This is a genomic window from Dokdonia sp., from assembly GCF_039945015.1.
GTDB lineage: Bacteria > Bacteroidota > Bacteroidia > Flavobacteriales > Flavobacteriaceae > Dokdonia.
In genome coordinates this window covers 460,772-485,147 of sequence record NZ_JBDUXP010000030.1, presented here as the reverse complement: position 1 = coordinate 485,147, position 24,376 = coordinate 460,772, and the positions used below count along the sequence as shown (strand labels likewise).

At 32.2% G+C, this 24,376-nt stretch carries 21 protein-coding genes; 16 read left to right on the top strand and 5 right to left on the bottom strand.

Annotated elements, in window-relative coordinates; genetic code table 11:
- Positions 1-24: 24 nt before the first annotated feature.
- Positions 25-2,253, bottom strand: coding sequence for a patatin-like phospholipase family protein (locus tag ABJD27_RS22020; protein ID WP_348164736.1), 2,229 nt, complete (start codon positions 2,251-2,253; stop codon positions 25-27).
- Complete coding sequence (gene uvrC, locus ABJD27_RS22015; protein WP_348164733.1) at positions 2,250-4,046, bottom strand: excinuclease ABC subunit UvrC; 1,797 nt, start codon at positions 4,044-4,046, stop codon at positions 2,250-2,252. Before uvrC ends, ABJD27_RS22020 begins: the two co-directional genes overlap by 4 nt.
- 243 nt (positions 4,047-4,289) lie before the next feature.
- Between uvrC and rimK the strand changes: the two genes are divergently transcribed.
- From rimK to ABJD27_RS21955, 12 genes are all read left to right on the top strand, one after another.
- Positions 4,290-5,162 carry a 30S ribosomal protein S6--L-glutamate ligase gene (rimK, locus tag ABJD27_RS22010; protein ID WP_348164730.1) on the top strand — a complete coding sequence of 291 codons (873 nt, stop codon included), beginning with the start codon at positions 4,290-4,292 and terminating at the stop codon, positions 5,160-5,162.
- An 8-nt stretch (positions 5,163-5,170) separates the two neighbouring features.
- The gene (locus ABJD27_RS22005) at positions 5,171-6,181 is read left to right on the top strand and encodes a succinylglutamate desuccinylase/aspartoacylase family protein (RefSeq protein ID WP_348164727.1); all 1,011 of its coding nucleotides are present in this window, start codon (positions 5,171-5,173) and stop codon (positions 6,179-6,181) included.
- Positions 6,150-6,713 carry a 5-formyltetrahydrofolate cyclo-ligase gene (locus ABJD27_RS22000; protein WP_348164724.1) on the top strand — a complete coding sequence of 188 codons (564 nt, stop codon included), beginning with the start codon at positions 6,150-6,152 and terminating at the stop codon, positions 6,711-6,713. Before ABJD27_RS22005 ends, ABJD27_RS22000 begins: the two co-directional genes overlap by 32 nt.
- 47 nt (positions 6,714-6,760) lie before the next feature.
- Positions 6,761-7,900: a HAMP domain-containing sensor histidine kinase gene (locus ABJD27_RS21995; RefSeq protein ID WP_348164721.1), complete on the top strand. Its 1,140-nt coding sequence runs from the start codon at positions 6,761-6,763 to the stop codon at positions 7,898-7,900.
- A 163-nt stretch (positions 7,901-8,063) separates the two neighbouring features.
- Positions 8,064-9,206 (top strand): HAMP domain-containing sensor histidine kinase, encoded by a 1,143-nt coding sequence (locus ABJD27_RS21990; RefSeq protein ID WP_348202095.1) that lies wholly within the window; start codon positions 8,064-8,066, stop codon positions 9,204-9,206.
- A gap of 41 nt (positions 9,207-9,247) precedes the next feature.
- Positions 9,248-9,661 carry a response regulator gene (locus ABJD27_RS21985; protein ID WP_348164716.1) on the top strand — a complete coding sequence of 138 codons (414 nt, stop codon included), beginning with the start codon at positions 9,248-9,250 and terminating at the stop codon, positions 9,659-9,661.
- Between the two features lie 193 nt (positions 9,662-9,854).
- The gene (locus ABJD27_RS21980) at positions 9,855-10,334 is read left to right on the top strand and encodes a hypothetical protein (RefSeq protein WP_348164713.1); all 480 of its coding nucleotides are present in this window, start codon (positions 9,855-9,857) and stop codon (positions 10,332-10,334) included.
- A 46-nt stretch (positions 10,335-10,380) separates the two neighbouring features.
- Positions 10,381-10,767: a ribonuclease P protein component gene (gene rnpA, locus ABJD27_RS21975; RefSeq protein ID WP_348164710.1), complete on the top strand. Its 387-nt coding sequence runs from the start codon at positions 10,381-10,383 to the stop codon at positions 10,765-10,767.
- Positions 10,739-11,626 (top strand): DUF4349 domain-containing protein, encoded by an 888-nt coding sequence (locus ABJD27_RS21970; protein ID WP_348164707.1) that lies wholly within the window; start codon positions 10,739-10,741, stop codon positions 11,624-11,626. Before rnpA ends, ABJD27_RS21970 begins: the two co-directional genes overlap by 29 nt.
- Before the next feature lie 110 nt (positions 11,627-11,736).
- Positions 11,737-13,359, top strand: a complete 1,623-nt coding sequence (locus ABJD27_RS21965) for a S41 family peptidase (protein WP_348164704.1) — start codon at positions 11,737-11,739, stop codon at positions 13,357-13,359.
- A gap of 2 nt (positions 13,360-13,361) precedes the next feature.
- Positions 13,362-14,249 (top strand): OmpA family protein, encoded by an 888-nt coding sequence (locus ABJD27_RS21960; protein ID WP_348164701.1) that lies wholly within the window; start codon positions 13,362-13,364, stop codon positions 14,247-14,249.
- Positions 14,250-15,068, top strand: a complete 819-nt coding sequence (locus ABJD27_RS21955) for a sterol desaturase family protein (RefSeq protein ID WP_348164698.1) — start codon at positions 14,250-14,252, stop codon at positions 15,066-15,068. It abuts the gene before it with no gap.
- Positions 15,069-15,071: 3 nt separating this feature from the next.
- Here the strand turns inward: ABJD27_RS21955 and ABJD27_RS21950 are convergent, their stop codons facing one another.
- The 3 genes from ABJD27_RS21950 to ABJD27_RS21940 form a co-directional block, all read right to left on the bottom strand.
- Complete coding sequence (locus tag ABJD27_RS21950; protein WP_348164695.1) at positions 15,072-15,530, bottom strand: GNAT family N-acetyltransferase; 459 nt, start codon at positions 15,528-15,530, stop codon at positions 15,072-15,074.
- Between the two features lie 30 nt (positions 15,531-15,560).
- Positions 15,561-15,992, bottom strand: a complete 432-nt coding sequence (gene rpiB / locus ABJD27_RS21945; RefSeq protein ID WP_348164692.1) for a ribose 5-phosphate isomerase B — start codon at positions 15,990-15,992, stop codon at positions 15,561-15,563.
- 690 nt (positions 15,993-16,682) lie between these two features.
- On the bottom strand, positions 16,683-16,841 hold the full coding sequence (locus ABJD27_RS21940) for a hypothetical protein (protein WP_348164689.1): 159 nt from the start codon (positions 16,839-16,841) through the stop codon (positions 16,683-16,685).
- Positions 16,842-17,026: 185 nt separating this feature from the next.
- On the opposite strand from ABJD27_RS21940, the gene ABJD27_RS21935 reads away from it, so the two are divergent.
- From ABJD27_RS21935 to rnr, 4 genes are all read left to right on the top strand, one after another.
- Complete coding sequence (locus ABJD27_RS21935) at positions 17,027-18,490, top strand: T9SS type A sorting domain-containing protein (protein ID WP_348164686.1); 1,464 nt, start codon at positions 17,027-17,029, stop codon at positions 18,488-18,490.
- A gap of 207 nt (positions 18,491-18,697) precedes the next feature.
- A complete protein-coding gene (locus ABJD27_RS21930; RefSeq protein WP_348164683.1) occupies positions 18,698-20,173 on the top strand; it encodes a T9SS type A sorting domain-containing protein in 1,476 nt (491 codons plus the stop codon).
- Between the two features lie 185 nt (positions 20,174-20,358).
- On the top strand, positions 20,359-21,834 hold the full coding sequence (locus ABJD27_RS21925) for a T9SS type A sorting domain-containing protein (RefSeq protein WP_348164680.1): 1,476 nt from the start codon (positions 20,359-20,361) through the stop codon (positions 21,832-21,834).
- 323 nt (positions 21,835-22,157) lie between these two features.
- Complete coding sequence (gene rnr, locus ABJD27_RS21920; RefSeq protein WP_348164677.1) at positions 22,158-24,350, top strand: ribonuclease R; 2,193 nt, start codon at positions 22,158-22,160, stop codon at positions 24,348-24,350.
- Positions 24,351-24,376: the final 26 nt, after the last annotated feature.

Sequence of the window (24,376 nt, the reverse complement as noted above, 5' to 3'; positions counted from 1 at the left end):
AACTTAAAAACATGATTTTATTGATTAAAATTGAAAACCTATCGCAATAAACCATTCTCCAGTATCTATTTCTGGACTAAAAGTATATTTTAATTCTAGAGGGCCTATGATTGTTTCCATTCCGTACCCTATAGCGTATCCTGTAAAATCTGGACTTGATAACCAGCGATCTGAAGAAAAAAGATCGTATCCTATATTTGCATAATTTGCTGCTATATTAAAATGGTTTTTTCTTATAAATTCATAATCTATAGAAAATCCAGCTTTTACATATCCATCGCCTCCTGCGCTAATAAAATCATATCCATAAAAAGGGATAAGGTTATTAATTTTCTTATTGCCGTATCCCCCTAAGAAAAAATCTAATGATCTCAAATCTTCTCCCCCTACTTTAAAACCTCCACTTATTTCTGTAAGTAGCGTCCATTTTGAAGTAATATCTTCGGCATATAAAAAGTATGCATTTGCAATAGAAAATTCTGTAAAATCATCATTAAAATCTGATGAGAAAAGATTGAGATCAAAATCCCCATCAAAATAAAAACCTGATTTTGGAAAGTACTTATTGTCTAAGGAGTCAAACCTAAGTTGACCATAAGCCCCAAAAAAATGACTTTTTTCAAAAACAGATCCTGGTATATCATCATCATCATCTACTGTTTCTGTCTCTACATCGAGAAATTTATGTTGAACTCCAAGATCCAAAGAGAATTGCTTAACAAAAAGGGTTTGTAAATAAATTTGATTTGTCAAATCTTGATAATCCAATGTGACATTGGTTAGACCTCCTAAGTCAACATTATTTACCTCTTCTACAAGTCTTGCACTCACACCCTTATTAAATGTATTATAGGTAGATCTAAACCCGACACTCCAATAATATCCTTTATCTATATAATAATTAAACGCATATCTAATGTTATCTCCTATAATTAAGTCAAACGTGGCAATATCATTATCAAAAAGAACTCGCTTTCTAGTATAGTTTACAAGTGCTGCACTACGATATAAGTCGTCATAATGTAATCCTAAGCCTATAGATTGTTTACTTTTTGATTCTTGTATGTCTATTTTTAATAATCGCCCTTCTGGTATAGATTGAAAACGATGTCCTATACGTTCAAAATTCTCTGTCGCAGATAAGTTATTAATCCCATTATTAAAACTTTCATAGTCTAATGTAACTGGTAAATCCAATTTTAATTTCCCCAAGATATAGGACCTTGTATAATCTTTATGCCCTCTTAAGGTAACAGCATTTATTGTAATGCTATCTTTAAGTTTAGGTCTCTCTATACGCTTTCGCGAAAGCGTACTTTGCATCTTAACAATATCTTTTAAAGCTTCTAGTTGCAACAACCCCTCTTTTTTTCCTAGATCAATGATTTCATTTTTCTTATCAAAATCTACAATCGTATAACCTGAAATATCTGGGCGAATATATATATCCGTATCCTTTCGTTTTCCCTTCATCTCTTCGATAGTACGATAATTATTAATCTGTAATAATATTTCTGGAGCTGTATTAAGTTCATCTCTTTTACGTAAATCATCTTGAACATCTACTCCTATGATGATATCTACTCCTTTTGCGCGCAATTCATCTATAGGATAATTGTTTACAACACCTCCATCAATAAGCATTCGATCTTCTAACATTATGGGGCTAAAAAGCGTGGGTAAAGCTCCACTAGCGCTTATAGCATCTGGCAAATATCCAGAGTCAAGTACAACTTGCTCTGCTTTTTCTATGTCTGTTGCTACGCAAAAAAATGGAATGGGTAAGTTTTTAAATTCACTGGTGTCATCTACATGTTCTAATAATCTTACGAGTAAGTTGTAGATGTTTTGTCCTTTTGAAAGAGATTTGGGGAGTGATAATTTAAAGTTGTCAAAGGGCAATGAAATTGCGTATTTTTCTGAAGCTTCTTTCTCATAAAAAGTTTTTGCTTTACGAGGTAATTCATCTTGAATTACTTTATTAAAATCTATTGATCTAAAAAGAGAATCTAATTGTGTTGCACTATAACCAGATGCATATAGTCCTCCTACAATAGCTCCCATACTTGTCCCAGCTATGTAGTCTACACGTACTCCAGCATCTTCTAGTACTTTAAGAACACCAATGTGTGCAAGCCCTTTTGCGCCGCCTCCGCTAAGAACAAGGCCAACTTTTATATCTTGAGCACCCTTTTCTTGAGCACAAATAGAAAGCACTATAAAGAGTAATAAGAATGTGAGTTTTAATTTCATTCTTTCAAGTGGTAATGATTATAAATAATGGCCGCTTTTGCCGAGCCTACAACTTCTATAAGGCTCTTTTTTGTTGCTGTTTTTACTTTAGAAACAGAACGATAATGCTTAAGCAAGGTTATAATAGTTTTTTCTCCTATTCCTATAATGGTTTCCAGTTCTGTTCCTAACGCAGCATTACTTCTTTTATTTCTATGAAAAGTGATTCCAAAACGATGCGCTTCATTACGCAATTGCTGAATAATTTTAAGTGTCTCACTTTTTTTATCAAGATATAATGGGATACTGTCTCCTGGATAATAAATCTCTTCTAGTCGTTTTGCAATGCCTACAATAGCTACTTTGCCACGCAACCCTAATGTCTCTAATGCTTTTAACCCACTTGAGAGTTGTCCTTTTCCTCCATCTACAATAATGAGTTGTGGTAAAGGTTCTTCTTCCTCAAGTAATCTTTTATAACGTCTATAAACAACCTCTTCCATACTTGCAAAATCGTCTGGCCCTTCTACCGTTTTGATATTAAATTTACGGTAGTCTTTTTTACTAGCTTTCCCATTTTTAAAAACAACGCATGCTGCTACAGGATTTGTTCCTTGAATATTAGAGTTATCAAAGCATTCTATATGTCGTGGCTCTTCTGATAACCTTAAGTCAACTTTCATCTGAGCCATAATCCGATTGGTATGACGATCGGGATCAACAATTTTGGTTTGTTTAAAACGCTCCATTCTATAATACTTGGCATTGCGTTCTGAAAGCTCTAAAATCCTTTTTTTATCTCCTAATTTTGGGATTGTTCTCTTTATCTCATCACCTATTTCAACCTCAAAAGGAACATATATTTCTTTCGATTGAGAATCAAATCGTTGTTGGATTTCTATAATTCCTAACTCTAACAGTTCCTTGTCTGTCTCATCTAGGCGTTTTTTAAGTTCTAGTGTATGGGATCTAATAATAGCTCCATGGGATAATTGTAAAAAATTTACATACCCATACCCTTCATCACTTATAATAGAAAACACATCTACATTAGTGATCTTAGGGTTTACAACAGTGCTTTTTACTTGATAGTTCTCAAGAATATCTAGTTTTTCTTTAATACGCTGTGCATCTTCAAACTCCATAGCAGCAGCGTGTTTTTGCATTTGCTCTCTAAACTGATGTAGTGATGATTTAAAATCTCCTCGCACAATCTGTCGTATATGTTCTATATGCTTATGATAGTCTTCTTCGCTTTGTTTTCCTTCGCATCCTCCTTCACAATTACCTAAATGGTACTCTAAGCATACTTTAAATTTACCTGCAGCTACTTTTTCTTGAGAGAGATCATAATTACACGTGCGAAGTTTATACAAGCTTTTAATAAGGTCAAGTAATGTCTTAACGGTTTTCATACTTGTATAAGGACCGTAATACTCACTACCATCTTTTATAAGACGTCGGGTGGGAAATACTCTAGGAAATCGTTCCTTTTTAATACAAATCCAAGGATAACTTTTATCATCTTTAAGAAGTACATTATACCTTGGCTGGTATTTTTTAATCAAATTGTTTTCTAGAAGTAACGCATCTGTCTCTGTCTCAACAACAATATGTTGTATCTTATCTATCTTCTTAACCATCGTTCGGATACGACCGTTATCTAATGTTTTATTAAAATAAGAGAGTACTCTTTTTTTTAAATTTTTAGCTTTTCCTACATATAACAACCGTTCTTCACTATCATAATACTGATATATCCCTGGACTTGAAGGAAGTGTTTTTAATTGTATCTCGAGCTTAGAAAGTGCCATACTCAAAGATATATATTCTCTTGGATAGACCCTATGAGTTATGCATAAAAAGTACGCTTTCGCGAAAGCGTAAAAAGAAACAATCCCAATAAGTTAAAAAACGTTTAAAACACGATTAAAGGTTTCTTAAATAAATTAATAAAACACATCCCTGAAAATATGTAAATTGCAGAAGTGTTGTAAACAATAGTAAAGACCAAAAAGCATTAATTATAAAAACGATTCCTTTTAAATTTTTGTTATATGAATCTGAAAATTCTTTCTCGTAATCCACATTTATACTCGACAAAACGACTTGTAGAAGCGGGTTTAAAAAGAGGTCATAGTGTAGAGGTGGTAGATCCTTTAAAATGTGATTTGATTATTGAAAAAAAGAATCCGACAGTCTATTATAAAGGACGTCATCTCGATACTACAGATGCCATAATTCCTCGCATAGGTGCCTCTATTACTTATTATGGAACTGCAGTAGTACGACAGTTTCAGATGATGGGTGCTTTTACCACCACGACATCACAGTCCCTTATAGTAAGCAGAGACAAACTCAGAAGTTTACAAATCCTATCAAAAGCAAAACTTGGACTCCCTAAGACTATTTTTACAAATTACTCTAGAGATGTAAAAGATGCTATAAGACATGTAGGGGGAGCTCCTTTGGTTATAAAACTATTAGAAGGAACTCAAGGGCTCGGTGTTGTACTGGCAGAAACCGAAAACGCCGCCGAATCTGTAATAGAAGCCTTTAATGGTTTAGAAGCTAGAGTGATCGTACAAGAGTACATTAAAGAAGCAAAAGGTGCAGATATAAGGGCTTTTGTTGTAGATGGAAAAATCGTAGGCGCTATGAAACGTCAAGCAAAAGAAGGAGAATTTAGATCAAATTTACATCGCGGAGGTACTGCAAAAATCATTACACTTTCTGAAGAAGAAGAAAGCGTTGCAATTAAAGCAGCACAATCTATGGGACTTGGAGTTGCTGGTGTCGATATGCTACAAAGTATTAGAGGCCCTTTAATACTAGAAGTAAATTCGTCTCCCGGATTAGAAGGTATAGAAAGAGCAACAGGTACAGATATCGCAACAGCAATTATTTCCTATATTGAGAGAAATACATAAGACTATACATGGCATTTATAAATTCTGATAATATACTTACGCTACTAGGGCAAGAAATTCTTCCTGGTCAAAGTGCTACCATTAACTTTAATCTTGCAAAATTATACACTACCTCATCAGTAGAAATTCCCGTCATTATAGAGCGATCAAAAAAACCAGGTCCTGTAGTTCTTATAACTTCTGGAATTCATGGTGATGAAATAAATGGTGTAGAGATTGTACGGCAAATCATTGCAAAAAAAATTAATAAACCTAAAATAGGAACCATTATATGTATTCCTGTTCTTAATATTTTTGGGTTTTTGGATATGAAACGTGCTTTTCCCGACGGTCGAGATTTAAATCGAGTTTTTCCAGGGAATCCTAGAGGGTCTTTAGCAAGTCGTTTTGCTTATCAGTTTGTAAAAAAAATACTTCCTATTGCAAACTATTGTTTGGATTTTCATACTGGAGGAGCAAGTCGTTTTAATGCTGCACAAATACGTATAAGTCCACAAAATATAGAAGCCGCACAATTTGCAAAAATATTTAATGCCCCTTTTACACTACATTCTAAAACAATACCAAAATCGTATCGTGCTACTTGTTCAAGGTTAGGAATTCCTATTTTACTATACGAAGGGGGTAAATCAAAAGTAAGTGATAAAGAAATTGCTAGAATAGGAGTAAATGGAGCTATTTATTTTTTAAATCATTTAAAAATGATGAGATCAACCATAGAAATTCCTGAAATAAAAAGGCCTTCTGTCGTTGTAGAAGCAACCCGATGGATGCGTGCAAAATATAGTGGACTAATGCACGTAAAAGTTACTTGCGGACAATTTATAGAAAAAGGACAACACATTGCTACTATAACAGATCCTTACGGGAAGTTTAGATATCCAGTTAATGCTCCCCATGCAGGATACATTATAAATGTAAATGAAGCATCTCTAGTATATCAAGGAGATGCTATTTTTAATATTTCAACAGATAAAGCTACTAGATATGGAAAAACCGAATCTGAGGAAGAAGTATAAAAAACTTCGTGCTAGCTTATCTGCGCAAGATATTGATGAAAAAAGTCTCAAAATAGCAAACAAATTGCTTGAAATAGATATTTGGGACCATCAATACTATCATGTTTTTATCCCCATTACAAGACATAAAGAAATAGATACTACCTATATTCTTAACATTCTTCAAGGAAAAGACAAACATATTTTGGTATCCAAAAGCAATATGGAAACACATACAATGCAACATTATTTACTGACAGATAATACAAAGTTTGTTATAAATAACTATGGTATTCCTGAACCTGAAGATGGTATTGAAATCGCTCCAGAAAAAATAGATGTCGTTTTTATACCATTATTAGCTTATGATACTAAAGGTAATCGTGTAGGTTACGGAAAAGGGTTTTATGATAAGTTTCTTTCTGAGTGTAAATCTGACGTTTTAAAAATAGGCATTTCATTTTTTGAACCCGAGATGAGGGAAATACGTAAAAGCAATACGGATATCCCTCTAAACTACTGTATATCAACAACAAAGAGTTATAAATATTAGTTTTTATTATATAATTTAAATATATTATGAGTCCCAAATCGTAATATATGCTACTTAAAAAATGGAGCTATAGTAATACACTAGCTTCAAAAAACGCATCTCCTGACTTTATTCGGTTTTTATGTGACCGTTATAGTTATGAAGAACTTTCAGAACTCACTCTTTCTGGTGGGTGGGGTGTAGATTTTGAAAAAAAACAATCTCACTTTGACAAACAAGCTAGAAAAATGTTAAAAGTTCCTTCTAGTTATACACCTACTTTAAAAGATGGTTATCGTTTTTATGCTCCTGATGAAATAGAAAAAGCAACTATTTTGTTTAATTCTTGTGCACAAGGAAAATCGTTTAAGACAGAAATAAAGATGATGACTTATACGGGGGCTGTATTTTATGCTAGAGCGCAAGGAAAAGCAATAAAAAATGAACACGGAAAAATTATTGGAATACGTGGTGTTTTTCAAAATATAGAGATAGAAAAAGGGAAAGAATTAAAATTACAAGAATCTCTCAAACGTATTAAAGGACACAATAAATGGTTACATCAACTTGCGCATATTGTAAGCCATAATTTAAATGCTCAAATATGTAGTTTACAACTTACATCTAGATTAATAGACCTAGAAGGCTCAACACAGGATCAAGAAGAACTAACGTCAAAAATAAAAAGCATAAGTGATAATTTAGAGTGCACTTTAAAACATTTTAACACTATTACCTCCTTACAAAATGTACACAAAGAGCCTAAGCGGCTTTTAATACAAGAAGTTTATAATGAAGTTATTACTAAAATAAAGCAATCTACTTATTGTAAAAGAACAATATTTTATACCGAATTCTCAGAAGTCGAAGTTGTTGAATATATCCCAATTTATTTAAAAAACATTCTTTTACATCTTATTATTAATGCCTTGAAAAATAAACATCCAGATAGAGAAAATGAGATTAACATATTTACATATGAAGAAGATGGTAAAAAATACCTTGTTGTTAAAGATAATGGAGTAGGCTTGGATCAACATAAAATAGATTATCTATTATCAAGAACATATAAAACATATTCATATGGCGAGGATAAACCAGGATTAGGAATTTTTCTAATAAAAAGTCAAGTTGAGGCTATAGGAGGATCTTTCTTTATAGAAAGTAAACTAGGTAAAGGTGCTAAATTTACAGTACAACTTGAATAATAATAGAAAGCGCAAGTCTTTAATGTTTTGTTGTTTTTTATTACATCAATAGTTATAATAATCGATAAAACACATATTTTTATCGCTGAAATACCAATTTTCTTTTTAAAAAACATATAAACTCAAAAAAAAAAACTACCTTACAACGTTCAATTTCGATTGTATGGAGTTAAAATCTTTAAAAAAACGATTATATACAACCCAAAAAAATACACCTATAGTAAAAGAAAACCTCTTTACTATGGATGACTTTTATTATAAAGAAATTTCTAATCTTACATTAGCTGGAGGTTGGAGCGTTGACTTTCTAAATAAAAAAAGTTATTTCGATAAACAAGCAAGAAAGATTCTACAAGTTCCTGATAGCTATATACCTACATTAAAACAATCTTATTTATTTTATGCTGAAGAGCATATGCAAAAAGCAACGAATCTATTTTTTGGTTGTGCTCAAGGGGAATCGTTTTCTACCGAAATTAAAATGGTAACTTTTACCAAAGAAGTATTTTGGGCAAAAGCTTATGGAAAACCAGTCACAAATAATGAAGGAGAAATTATAGGAATTAGAGGTGTCTTTCAAAGTATAGATAAGGAAAAGAAAAAGGAATTACAATTAGAAGCTTCTTTAGATCTTATAGAAGGACACAATAAACGACTTTATAACTTTGCACATATTGTCTCCCATAATCTGAGGTCACATGTGAGTAATTTACAACTAACTACTGCCCTTTTTGAAACAAAAAACCTAGATGAAGAACAAAAAGAACTTTTTGCTAATTTTTCAAAAATTGCAACAAACTTAGATGTTACATTAAAACATCTAAATGAAATTGTAACATTACAAACGAACATAAACAAAGAAAAAGAGATCATAAATATAGAAGATGTGTACAAAAGAGTTACAGATTCTATTAGACAAATAAGTCTTCAAAACAAAGTGGTGTATTATACTGAATTCTCTGAGGTTGAAGAAATTCCATATGTATCTGCTTATTTAGAAAGTATTTTACATAATCTTATTACTAACGCAATAAAGTATAAACATCCAGATAGAGATCCAGAAATAAATATTTTTACATACGAAGAGGACAAAAAGAACTATCTTGTGGTTAAAGATAATGGTCTAGGAATTGACCTTGATAAACATGGAAAACAACTCTTTCAAATGTATAAGACTTTTCATCATAATGACGATGCAACAGGGCTTGGGCTTTTTCTCACAAAAAGCCAAATAGAATCCTTAGGAGGAAAGATCACAGTAGAAAGTAGTGTTGGTAAAGGATCAAAGTTTACAGTACAATTATAGAATACAAGTAACTAAATTATAAATTTCATTAACTCCTTAAAATGAAATACCCAATAGAAATGGCGTGTATCATCGATGATGATGATATGTATGTAAATCTTATAACAAAGGTTATTAATATGCGCAATCTTGTAAAAAACTTGCTCATCTTTAAAAACGGAAAAGAAGCTCTTGATTACTTTGTTGGTGCTTTAAAAAAGCTAGAGGAACGTAAAATTCCTCAAGTGATTCTTTTAGATTTAAATATGCCCGTTATGAATGGATGGCAATTTCTTAATAATCTAAGTAAATACAACTTTCCTGAATTAAAAGATTCTACTTTATATATTGTAAGCTCTTCTATAAACCCTGCAGATATAGAACGATCAAAAACAATAAACCTCGTAAAAGACTTTTTAATAAAGCCCGTTACCATAGATCAGTTATCAGAAGTCTTTATGGATAAGTCCGCTTAAAGAATCACTGTTAAAGTATATAAAGGGTTTTCTAATGTCTAAAAAGCATTAGAAAACCCTTTAATAATTTATTTTAAATTAGGAATCTTATAAATGTTGTGAGGATATATAATTTCAACTAGATTTATACTATCAAATAACGGTATAGTTTATGGCATCAAAATTGAATGCTATTAACAATAAAGATCGAATCATGAAATCAGTTATATCACCTATTATTATAGTAACAGCTATTATTCTTATAAGCTGTGGAGGACACAAAAGCCCTCAATTTGAAAAAGAAAATGCTTTGGTTTTTACAAAAGCTACATATGCAAAATGGGTTGCTGGTGTAAAAGGAGGAGGAGCTGGATATACAATAAACATTATCATGGCCCCTAGTTCTAATGAAGCGATACAACTAGATAGTCTTTATTATAAAAATTATGCGGTTGATTTAATAAGTAATGGTGATAAAGTATACTCTGGTCATATTGATACTGGAGAAAATAGAGAAGTTAACTCTCCTTTTTATGATAGTGCTCCAAAAGAGAAACCAAAACAAGAAATAGTTTCTAAAAATGTTTTTGAACTTACTGGAGATGAAGCTGTTGTTTCTTATACACAAAATGGAATTACAAAATACTATAAGTTTTTGCTTACAAAAGACACATCTGCTGGACTACCAAAATAGTATTCTTGTATAGAGTATATTTCTATACATATTGATATAAATAGCTATGCAACAGCAAACCTATCTTAAACAAGAAAAACTCAAATCTAAAAAGCTTATTGATGCGCTTTTTATAGAGGGTCGATCTGTAAAATCGTTTCCGTTGCGTATGGTTTTTATAGAAACACCTCTACCCTACCCAGAAATCAATATACAGGCTGGTGTTTCTGTATCAAAACGAAATCACAAACTAGCAGTAACCCGCAATCGTATTAAACGCCTCATGCGAGAAGCATACCGTACCCATAAAAATATAATAGATACAAAAGGCACGACATTTGCAGTACTTATCATCTATACAGGACGTGATGTCATTCCATATGAAGAGATAGAACGTGCTATGATTAAACTCTTAAAAAGATTTAATGATGCGATTACTACTACTCATTCTTAGTTTATTTATACTAATATCTTGTAACACTAGTGAGCAGGATACTGCTGGATGGCAACCAGAAAACTCAGACGGAAGCTACGATAATGCAGGACTCTCAGGGATTATAAATTTTTCTGGTAATTCTCTTTCTGATGGCTTTGAAAACTTAGAAATAGAAGCCTTAGAAAAAACAAGGGTCCCTTCATCTTCTCCTACCCAAACCACTTCTCAAAAAATTATCAAAACAGGAAATCTTCGTTTTGAAACACAAGAGCTTGAAAAAACACATAAAAAAATACTTGCTGCTGTACAAAAAGCAAATGGATATATACAACGGGATAATACAGGAAAAGAATACAATTCTCAATATCATAGTTTAACGATAAGGGTTCCATCTGAAAGCTTTGATTCTGTAATTCAAACAATTTCTGATGGGGTTTCTTATTTTGAAGAAAAGACCATTTTACAACGTGACGTTACCGAGGAATTTGTAGATCTCAACGCGCGTCTTAAAGCAAAACGGACATTAGAAAAACGTTATTTAGAACTACTTTCTCAAGCAAAAAATGTAAAAGAAATTCTCGAAATAGAACGCGAGCTCTCAAAAATACGTGAAGAAATAGAAGCTAGAGAAGGCAGATTACAATACTTACAAAGTCAAGTTTCAGAAAGCACGATTTCTATTCGTTTTTATAAAATAAGTTCAGAAAGAAGTGTTACTGTATCTTATGGTCGCAAAATGGTACATGCTTTTAAAAATGGATGGAGTAACGTTTCAGAATTTTTGCTTGGGTTGGTACACGTCTGGCCTTTTATTATCTTAGTGGTTCTTAGCGCTTTTATGATTCGGCGTTGGATCAAAAAAAGAAAGAAGAAATAATACGCTTTCGCGAAAGCGTAAACAATATAATTCCTAAAGTTTGGTTTTTATCAATACTAGGTGTAATCTATACTAAAACCTTCGTCTATTTAGAAGGTATATTTAAGTCTATGAAAAAGAAAATCCTCATCCCAGTAATTGCGGTCGTTATACTATTTACTACCGTAAGTTTTAAAAGTGATTTTTTTGAAATTGCAAAGCAAATCGAAATCTTTACAACACTTTTTAAAGAACTCAACATGAACTATGTTGATGAAACAAATCCTGCCGATCTTATGGATGCTGCTATAGAAGGTATGCTAGATGATCTCGATCCTTATACAAAATACTGGACTGAGCAGGAAGTAGAAGATGCAAAAATTAACCGTAGTGGAGAGTATTCTGGTATTGGGTCTACCGTACGTACTAAAGATAAAGTAATGACTATTATAGAGCCTCGTAAAGGATATCCAGCAGATAAGGCTGGGCTTAAAGCCGGGGATCAAATTATAAAAATAGGAGATATTTCTGTTGTAGATTTTGAAGGAGATGCTGGTGATTTATTAAAAGGTTCACCTGGAAGTGACCTTAATGTAACATATGTTCGTCAAGGAAAAACAGCTCAAGCAACTATAAAAAGAGCCGAAGTAGATGTAGATGCTGTTCCTTTTTATAAATTAATAGAAGGAAAGACTGGATATATTGTTTTAACAAAATTCAACAAAAAAGCTTCTTCTCAAGTAAGGGAAGCCCTTATTAGTCTCAAAAATGATGGTGCAGAAAACATCATATTAGACCTTAGAGGAAATGGAGGGGGATTGCTTATAGAAGCTATACGTATTTGTAATTTATTTTTACCTAAAGGAGAATTAATTACTACCACAAAATCTGTTGTAAAAAAATACAATAAGACCTATAAAACAAAAGAAGACCCTGTTGATACAGAAATTCCTCTTGTTGTACTTATTAATGGTCGTAGTGCTTCTGCAAGTGAGATTGTAACAGGTGGTTTACAAGATTATGATCGCGCTGTTGTCATAGGGGCTCGTAGTTTTGGGAAAGGACTTGTGCAGCGTCCTAAACCGCTTACCTATGGAACACAGCTTAAAGTGACCATCTCTCGTTATTTTACTCCAAGTGGTCGTTGTATACAAGCATTAGACTATTGGAATCGTGATGAAAAAGGAAATGCAGTACGCACTGAATCACAAGATTATAAAGAGTTTAAAACAAAAAATGGTCGAAAAGTATTTGATGGCGGAGGTGTTTTTCCAGATATAGAAATTACATCTGCAAAAATGAGTCCTATTACAAAAGCTCTTGCAAAAGACAACGCTATTTTTGAGTATGCTACAACTTATTATTATAAACATCAATACGCAGACTTAAACGAATTTAATTTTACCAATAGTGATTTTGAGGATTTTAAAAAATTCTTAAAAAAGACAAATTTTAAGTTTGAAACAGAAACAGAGAATGCATTTGAAAAAGCATTGCAACAAGCAGAAAAAGATGGATTAAAAGATCAGTTATCTTCTGTATATCGTCAATTGGAAAACACTATTGATCAAGCAAAAAACAAAGAACTTAATGATCGTCAAGAAGAAATCCAGAATTTACTAGTAGATGAGATTGTAAAACGATATTTCTATCGCGATGGATTATATGAATATCAAATAATAAATAATAAAGAAATTGCCGAAGCTATTCGTGTTTTAAATGACACTAATCGCTATGAAGGCATTTTAAAATAAGTTTGTCTATTAAACACTTTTATTTACATATCGTATTTGCATTATGCTCTGTAATCTGTGTAGCACAAGTAGACAGATCTCATGAGACGTTTTTTGACACAGATCAATATGACCTTATTCTTAAAGAAACGGCAAAGCTTAATCGGTTTATAGCCAGTCTACCTAAAGATAAGATAGAGGATATTTCTATATATGGTTATTGCGATGATCGTGGTAGTGATGCTTATAACAAAAAACTATCACAACAGCGAGCAGATGCCATTAAAGCCATTTTTTCTGCACAAGGGGTACCAGATAGCATTATTAAAAACTCAGATGGTAAAGGTGAGTTATTACTTACTAGACTTGATGATATTACAAACGAAATACAACGCAAATTAAATCGTAAAGTAGAAATCATTGTTTCTATAAAACAACCTCGTATCATTTCTGAAGAAGAGGAAAAAACTGAAAAAGAACTAACTACTGCTGTTGAAGAAAAGCGTTATAAATCCTTTTCTGATACGATTGTAAAAGGGGATCGTATTTTACTAGAGAACATCCTTTTTAAAATTAATTATAGCTATATACGAGGAAGTTCATATAAGAGTCTTAGGCAACTTGCAAAGTACCTAAAAGAGCACGATAATATTATTTTTAAAATACAAGGACACGTCTGTTGTATAGGTAAAGGTCGAGATGCTATTGATTTAAAAACAGGAAAACGTAATCTCTCTGTTGCACGTGCAAAATTTGTGTATGACTATCTTTCTAAAAATGGAGTTTCTAAAAAACGAATGCGTTATGAAGGTTTTGGAAGTAAATATCCTTTAGGAGGAGATACAAAACTAGATCGTCGTGTAGAAATTCTTGTGACATATGTAAAAAAGCCCAAACCAAAGAAAAAGTAAATGACTGCCTTTCTTGACTTTTTTGAACATATGCCTATTTGGCAAAAACTAATATGGCTTATAAGCATTATCACTATTTTCTGGATATTAGAAGGGTATTATCCTTTTCGTAAAAATGCATATCAAAAATGGCGTCATGCAAGAACAAATTTAACCTTGCTTTCTTTTACTATGATAATTAATGTTGTCTTTGGTATTATAACTGCAGGCATCTTTTTATGGGGACAAGAAATTCAGTTTGGTATATTACATTGGTTTGATGCTCCAATATGGATAGAATTAATTATCGCATTATTATTTTTGGATCTGATTGCTCAATATGGTATCCATTATTTCTTACATAAAAATAAATGGCTATGGCACTTACATACGATACATCATAGTGATACTCATCTTGATGTTACTTCAGGAACACGACATCATCCCATGGATTTTATTATGAGAGAAATAGCTGCGCTTTTTGCTGTAATCATTACGGGTATGCCTATTTCTTTTTACTTATTGTATCGCATTATCACCATTTTCTTTACGTATTGGACACATACACGATTTAATGTTCCAGAGCGTATAGATAGAGCGTTAAGTTATGTTATTGTAACACCTGGTATGCATCGTTTTCATCATCACAGAGAAATGCCTTGGACGGATACTAATTTTGGAAATATTCTCTCTATTTGGGATCGTATTTTTGGTACATTTTTATACGATGACTCTAAAAAAATTGTGTTTGGATTAGACATCGTAGATGAAACAAAAACAGATATTTTAAAATATCAATTGAAGTTGCCTTTTAATAAAGAGGTGAACTATAAAAAATAATATTTACGGTTTCCTTACCATTCCTATATGAGGAATTCCATCTTCTAAATACCCCTCTCCTACTACTTTAAAACCAAGATTATTATAAAACGTTTTCAGATATGTTTGTGCAGAAATTTTAATAGTATCTACTTTACAATATGTTTCTGTTGCTTCTATAGATGCCTTCATAAGGTCATATCCATATTTATATTTACGTTCTGAAGCATGTACTACTACCCTACCTATACTTGCATATTCAAAATACGTTCCTGGAGGAAAAATACGTGTATAGGCAACTAGTATATCATCCTTATATCCCAATACATGAAGTGCTTGATCATCTTTGCCATCAATATCTTGATAGACACAATTTTGCTCTACAACAAAAACTTCAGATCGTAATTGAAGCAATGCGTAAAGTTCGTCTCTAGTAAGTTCTTGATAACGTTTAACCTTAAAAAAAAGTGGCTTGGTTTGCATATTATTTCCGCGGAGCGGTTTTTCAAAATTCTAACAATGCGAAATCTTATCTACACGCCTTTGATGACGTCCTCCTTCAAAATCAGTAGTAATAAATGCTTTTACCATTTCTAATGCTTGATTTTCTGACGTATATCGAGCAGGAATACTGATTACATTTGCATCATTATGCTGTCTAGCTAGCTCTGCAATCTCTTTCATCCAACAAAGAGCTGCACGTACCTTTTGGTGTTTATTTACACTCATAGCAATTCCATTACCACTACCACAAATAACAATTCCTAAATCAACGACATCGTTTTCTACATCGGTAGCTACCAAATGACCAAAGTCTGGATAATCTACACTATCTGTTGTATCAGTTCCATAATTAGTTACTGTATGACCTTCATTTTCTAAATATGCTACAATAGCATGTTTGTACTGTGGGCCTGCGTGATCATTTCCAATAGCAATTTTCATAAGAGTCTCATATTTGTTTTTACAAAGTTATAGAAACTATAAGGTTTGTGTGGTATGCTTTCGCGAAAGCGAACACACTTTTAATAAACAATATTAAGATATATATTGATAACGATGTTACCTGTTTATAAACTGTTGATAGCTATTGTCAATAACTTTTAAGATTTACTTATAACTCAAGTTGGTTTCTATCTATTTTTTTCCAACTGCAACTATTACGGTTAAACCGCAACTTTTTATTTACTTAGTTCTTACCAATCATATAAGTCTATTTAAACTGAAAATTTAATAACTTACAAAAAGAGTTATACTCAAAAAGTAGTGAACTTTGGTTTTTAACAATTGTTAATAGGAATTTGTAAATCCTAATATATCAGTACTTATGCTCTTATCTGATTTTTAATAAAGAGTGAATAACTCTTAGTAAGTGATAAATCAAAAAATTAGATTAAAAAGTTATACCGCTATTCACATGCTATTATAATCATCATTTATTTTTAAATTATTAAAGAAAAACATTTGATATATATATTATATGTTGATAACTGAAATTAATTTCAAAAATGATTTAATTTAATAATTAAAGGCAGACAAATTAATTTTAAAATTTAAGGTACTTAATTAAGTAATAGATAGTTTGAGAAGAAAAATAGTTTATTAAAGCTAGATCTTTTATAAGATATGTTAAGTTTAACTAGCTATTCTTTCAATTTTTGGAGAAGGAACAGAAGTATGATTTCCTTCTTCTTCAAAAGAATTATTGATATATACTCCAATGACAATAAGCCCTAATAAGAATATTAGGATAAATAGAACGGTGGTTTTATTTAGTCTTTTTGTAGAAGTCATAAGGCTATCTCATTGTAAAGACGCTATTTTATATATAATGTTACATTAAATTTAAGTTTTTTTTAAGAATTTCCCTTATTTTGTTTAAAATACCTGTATTATTTAGTTGTTAGTTAACGAATTACTTCAACAATTTTTAGTCTATATAATTATTTATGTATTTTGCAGGATCATATTTTGGTAAAATGAAAATTTTTCTACTTTTTATTTTATTTCCAATAATAACCTATGGACAAATCCAAATAGGCCAAGATATTAATGGAGTATCTTTAGAAGATCACTTTGGAACTTCTACTAGTTTATCTTGTGATGGTACTATTCTTGCCGTAGGTGCTTTTAATAATGATGGTAATGGAATTAATTCTGGTCAGGTTCAAATTTTTGAGAATCAAAATAATACTTGGATACAAATTGGACAAAATATAGACGGAGAAGTAATAGGAGATCATTTTGGTTCTTCTATTAGTATTTCATGTGATGGTAATATTCTTGCTATAGGTGCTAGTAATAGTAATAATAATTCCGGACTTGTTCAAGTATATGAAAATGTATCTGGAGTTTGGACCCAAATAGGAAATGATATAAGTGGAGAAACTTCACAACGTTTTTTTGGAAGAAGTGTTAGCTTATCTTCTGATGGTAAAATTGTAGCTATAGGAGCAAATTTAAGTAATGGAGATGGTCCAATAGCTGGTCAAGTAAGTATTTATAAAAATCAAGGAAATTCTTGGGTTCAAGTAGGTAATGATATTAATCAAACTACAGCTGCAGATGTATTAGGTACAACAGTAAGTATTTCTGCTAATGGTAGTGTAGTTGCTATAGGAACTCCTTATGATAATGAAAATGGATTTACATTAGGTCATGTACGTATTTATAGAAATCAAGGAAATTCTTGGATTCAAATAGGTGATGATATTAGTAATGGCCAGATAGGAGATCAGTTTGGTAGAGATTTATGTCTTTCTTCAAATGGTTCTATAGTAGCTATTTCTTCAATGATTACTAATAATGATGATGAACAAATAGGTCATGTTAGTATTTATAAACAAGAAGAAGGAAGTTGGATTCAAACTGGTGATGATATAGAAGGAGAAATAGATGAAGATCAATTTGGTAGAGGTTTAAGTCTTTCTTCAGATGGTTCTATAGTAGCTATAGGAGCTAGACTTAGTAATGATAATGGATTAGCTTCTGGGCAAGTACGTATTTACCAAAATCAAGAAAATATCTGGAGACAAATAGGTAACGATATTAATGGAGATATGACAGGAGATCAAGCTGGTACTAGTGTGAGTCTTTCTTCAAATGGTTCTATAGTAGCTATAGGATCAAATTTTAGTAATGGAGGTAAAGGTGAAGTACGTGTATTTGATTTAAATGGATTATTATTATCAATAAATACGACAACAATAGCATCTAGATTTAAATTATTTCCTAATCCTGCAGTAACAACTGTACATATAGAATTTCCGGAAGAAGAAGAAATTGTTTTACAAAAAATTACAATGTATAATAGTGTAGGACAACTTGTATATACTACTACTCAACAGACAAATATAGATACATCTCAATTTTCAAAAGGAATGTATTTTATAAAAATACGTACTGATAAAGGAGTATCTTCTAAAAGATTGATTATAGAATAAATATACTTTAAATATCTTATAATTAAAGACTTACATATACTTTGTAAGTCTTTTTTATTTTTATAAAGTATTGAAATTTGTTTTTAGAAAATAATATAAAATGAATTTATTTAAAGCGAATATGAAATAATCTATCACGTTTATGTACTCATTATTGTAAGTATTATATGTTACTATGATATTTGATTATTAAATAAAAATTGAGATATGAAAAAAATAATGCTATTCCTTTTGTTTCCTTTCATTATGTATGGACAGACACAAATAGGTCAAGATATCGATGGAGAAGCTGCAGCAGATAATATGGGGAATGAAGTAAGTCTTTCTTCTGATGGATCTGTGCTTGCTGTAGGTGCTATTAGAAATGCTGGGAATGGAACTAATTCTGGTCATGTACGTGTATTTGAAAATGTAGGTGGTACCTGGACACAAATAGGCCAAGATATAGATGGAGAAGCTCCAAGTAATCTTTCTGGTAGAGGTTTAAGTCTTTCATCAGATGGTAGTATCGTTGCTATTGGAGCAAATCTTAATGACGGTAATAATGGCGATGATAATAGCGCTGGTCATGTACGTGTATTTGAAAATGAAGGTGGTACTTGGACCCAAATAGGTCAGGATATAGATGGAGAAAATGAAGGTGATTTTTCGGGTACAAATATAAGTCTTTCATCAGATGGGACTATTATAGCTATTTCTAGTAGGAATGTTGATGCTAATGGCAATAATGCAGGTGTTGTACGTATTTTTGAGATTGTAGGTGATACTTGGACACAAATAGGCGAAAATATAGATGGAGAAGGTGAAGATGATGGTTCTGGCGCTGGTTTAAGTCTTTCATCAGATGGTAGTATCGTTGCTATTGGAGCACCAAGAAATGATTTAGGAGGGTTATCAAATACCGGTCATGTACGTGTATATGAAAATCAAGGAGGAACCTGGACCCAAATTGGTCAAGATGTAGATGGCTTTTCTGGAAATGGTCGTTTAGGAACTAGTGTAAGTCTTTCATCAGATGGAACTATTTTTGCTGCTGGAGCACCTAGAGTTTTAAGTGAAACTGGTATTGTAGGAGTCTATAGAAATCAAGGAGGTACTTGGATTCAAATAGGTGATAATATTGTAGGTGAAGCAACAGATGATAGATCAGGAGGTAGCGTAAGTCTTTCATCAGATGGAACTATTGTAGCTATAGGATCTCAAAATAATGATGGTAATGGTCAAAATTCTGGACATGTTCGTATCTACAAAAATGTGAGTAATGTTTGGACTCAGATAGGTACTGATATTAATGGCGAAGATACATTTCAGCATTTTGAAGGTATGGGTCTTAGTCTTTCTTCAGACAGTTCTACTGTAGCTATAGGATATAGTCGTAATAATGGTGTAAATGGAGAAGATTCAGGATCTGCACGTGTATTTGATCTAAGTGCAATACTTTCTACCAATGAATTTGATATTTCTCAATTTCAGTTATACCCAAATCCAGCTTCAGATCATATAACGATAAATCTAGAAAATGGAAGTACATTAGAAAAAACAACCATTTATAATAGTTTAGGACAAATCGTAAAAACAAGTATAGAAACAACAATCAGTACTATAGACTTATCAAAAGGAATGTATATTGTAGAAGTACTTACAACACAAGGAAAAGCTTCTAAAAAACTAATTATAGAATAAAATAGATATTAACCATTCTAAGTACGCTTTCAAGAAATTTATATTGAGTTTATTGAAGTACGAAAGTGTATATAATTATAAAAAAGCCTATACTAAGTGTAGGCTTTTTTTATGAATGTATTTAACTAAATATTTTTAAATCAATGAAATATAAACGTAATTTTGTTTCAAAAAATTAAAAAACTATGAAAAAACAATTACTTATTATTTTATTATTTCCTTTTTTAAGTTATGGACAAGTACAAATAGGTCAAGATATTGATGGAGAATCAACAGGCGATGCATCAGGAAGATCAGTAAGTTTAAATGATGATGGCACAATTGTAGCTATTGGAGCAAATTTAAGTGGTAATAATACAAACTCTACCATAGGCCATGTGCGTGTATATGAAAATATAAATGGTACCTGGACACAAATAGGTCAAGATATTGATGGAGAATCAACAGGTGATGAATCAGGAAGATCAGTAAGTTTAAATGGCGATGGTACTATATTAGCAATAGGTGCACCCTTAAAAGATACAAATGATAGAGGTCAAGTTCGTATATATATGAATACTAATGGCAACTGGATCCAAATAGGTCAGAATATTGATGGAGAAGCAGGCGGTGATTCTTTTGGAAACTCAGTAAGTTTAAATACTGATGGCACAATTATAGCAATAAGTGCTCCTGGTAATAATGATAATGGTTCTGATTCTGGTCATGTACGTATCTATGAATATATAAATGACATATGGACACAAATTGGACAAGATATAGATGGAGAAGCAGGTAGTGATTTTTCTGGAGGTTCAGTAAATTTAAATACTGATGGTACAATTGTAGCTATAGGTGCTGGATTAAATGATGGTAATGGAGGAGGATCTGGTCATGTACGTATTTATGAAAACGTAAACGATTCTTGGACACAAGTTGGACAAGATATAGATGGAGAGGCAGCTGGTGATTTTTCTGGAAACTCAGTAAGTTTAAATGCTAATGGTACAATTGTAGCTATAGGAGCAAGAAGCAATAATGGAGTAAACGGAAACTCTTCTGGTCATGCACGTGTATATGAAAATGTAAATAATTCCTGGACACAAGTTGGACAAGATATAGACGGAGAAGCTGCAGATGATGGATTTGGAACTTCCGTATCATTAACTTCAGATGGTACAATTATAGCTATTGGAGCCGATTTTAATGATGGAATAAACGGGGAAAATTCTGGACATGTGAGAATATTTAAAAATATAAATAATACATGGACGCAAATAGGAATAGATATAGACGGAGAAGCTGCAGTTGATGTATCAAGTCGATCAATAAGTTTAAATACAACAGGTACAACTCTAGCTATTGGAGCAAATTTTAATGATGGAGTTAATGGAGTTAATTCAGGTCATGTTCGTGTGTTTGACCTTAGTGGTTTACTTGCTACAACTGAATTTGATATTTCTCAATTTCAGTTATACCCAAATCCAGCTTCAGATCATATAACGATAGATCTAGAAAATGGAAGTACATTAGAAAAAACAACCATTTATAATAGCTTAGGACAAATCGTAAAAACAAGTATAGAAACAACGATTAGTACTTCAAACTTATCAAAAGGAATCTATATTGTAGAAGTGCATACAACACAAGGGAAAGCATCTAGAAAATTAATTATAGAATAAAATAGATACTAATCATTTTAAGTATGCTTTCGCGAAAGCGTATAAAATCTAAAAAGAGCTTGCAAATACTGTGAGCTCTTTTTGTTTATATATAGTAACAAAACCTTCTTTTAACCGTAAAATAACATACGGAATTATTCATTTAATATTTAAAACGTAGCTTTGCAGTAATCTTAATGAATTTATTACAAAAGAATTCATACTATTTTTTATAGACTTCACAGTACAACGCATTCATCCGAATGCATTATTAATACAAAATTCATTAAGCAAAAAATAAATAAATTTCTATAGAGATAGAAATGAATATGATTACAATTTAAATGACTAGAAAGAAACGCAGACGGAGTTCTGCAAAGATTAATAACCTCACAGAAAGGATCATTCGAATCCTTAAAGAAGACCACCACAAAACTTTTAATTACAAACAAATTTGTGCAAAACTCGATGTAAACGATACGAGTAGTCGCAATATGGTGATCAAAAAACTTGGACAATTAAAAGCCAAGGATCAGGTGATAGAACCTGAAAGAGGAAAATACCAACTAACCCCTAATCGCAATTATTATACAGGAATACTTGATGTTTCTGGTAAAGGCGGAGGATATGTGATGGTACAAGATATGGAGCAAGATATTTATGTCCCTCCACAACATATGAATAAAGCGTTGCACGGTGATGAAGTAGAAGTATATGTATATAGACAACGCCGTAGTAAAAAACACGAAGGTGAGATTGTCAAAGTTTTAAAACGTAAGACCGAAGAATTTGTAGGCGTCATAGAAATACAGAAAAAGTTTGCCTTTGTACACACATCTGAAGCTAATAAAATGTATACCGATGTCTTTGTACCGCTTAAGAAAATAGGTGATGCAGAGCATGGAGATAAAGTAGTAGTACGACTAGAAGATTGGCCAGATAAAGCCGAATCTCCTTTTGGAAAAGTAACCAAAGTTCTTGGAAAACCAGGAGAACACAATACAGAGATTCACTCTATTTTAGCACAATATGGATTACCATATGAATTTCCTCAAGAAGTAGAAGATTATGCAAATAAAATAGATACGTCTATAAAGCCTGCTGAAATTGCAAAACGTCGTGATATGAGAGATGTTCTCACGTATACGATAGATCCAAAAGATGCAAAAGATTTTGATGATGCGTTGAGTTTTCAAAAACTGGATAATGGCAATTATGAAATTGGAATTCACATTGCAGATGTAAGCCATTACCTGATTCCTGGAACGATCCTAGATGATGAAGCCTATGAACGTGCTACCTCTGTATACCTTGTAGATAGAGTCGTACCAATGTTACCAGAAATTCTAAGTAATGGTGCTTGTTCTTTACGACCACATGAAGAAAAATATACGTTTTCTGCCGTGTTTGAAATGATTCCCGCTTCCGCGAAAATTGTTAATTCATGGTTCGGACGTACCGTAACCTATAGTGATGCACGATTTGCTTATGAAGAAGCACAAGCCATTATAGAATCAAAAACAAATGTAATTCCAGCCGAAGTATCCTTAACTGGAGAAACCTATCAAGTATCAGATGCGCTTGTCGAAGCAACATTAGAACTAGATAGACTTGCCAAAATGATGCGTGGACAACGTATGAAAGATGGCGCTATTTCTTTTGATAAAGTAGAAGTAAAATTCAATTTAGATAAAGATGCAAACCCAACGGGTGTATTTTTTAAAACATCAAAAGATGCAAATAAGCTGATTGAGGAATTTATGTTGCTTGCCAATCGCAAAGTATCAGAATTTATAGGAAAGAGATCACCTAAGCACACGTTTGTATATCGTATTCATGATGAGCCAGATGATGAGAAACTAGCTGCTTTGGAAAAAGTAGTAGGGAAGTTTGGATATAAATTGAATTTAAAAGATCGTAAGAGTGTCACAAATTCTCTTAATAACCTTTTAGTAGATGTAAAAGGTAAAAAAGAACAAAATATGGTGGATACACTCGCCATACGTACGATGTCAAAAGCAGTCTATTCTGCAGAAAACATAGGGCATTACGGACTAGCCTTTGATTATTATTCTCACTTTACATCACCTATACGTCGTTATCCAGATGTGATGGTACACCGTCTTTTACAACACTATCTAGATGGTGGTAAGTCGGCAAATGAAGAAGAATATGAAGAAAAATGTAAGCATTCTAGTGCCATGGAACAGCTGGCAACCAACTCAGAACGTGACAGCATAAAATACATGCAAGTCAAGTTTATGCAGGATCATAAAGATGAAGAATTCTTAGGTGTGATTTCTGGCGTAACCGAATGGGGAATTTATGTCGAAATCATTTCTAATAAATGTGAAGGAATGGTACGACTACGTGATATTAAAGATGATCACTATGAGTTTGATCAAGAAAGTTACTCTATTATTGGTCAGAGAACTCATAACCAAATCACCTTAGGAGATGAAGTCATTGTCAAAGTAAAAGAAGCAGACCTTGTCAAGAAGCATCTTGATTTTCATTTGATAGGAGTAAAGGAGTAATAGTGTTTATATACTATTAAAAAAGG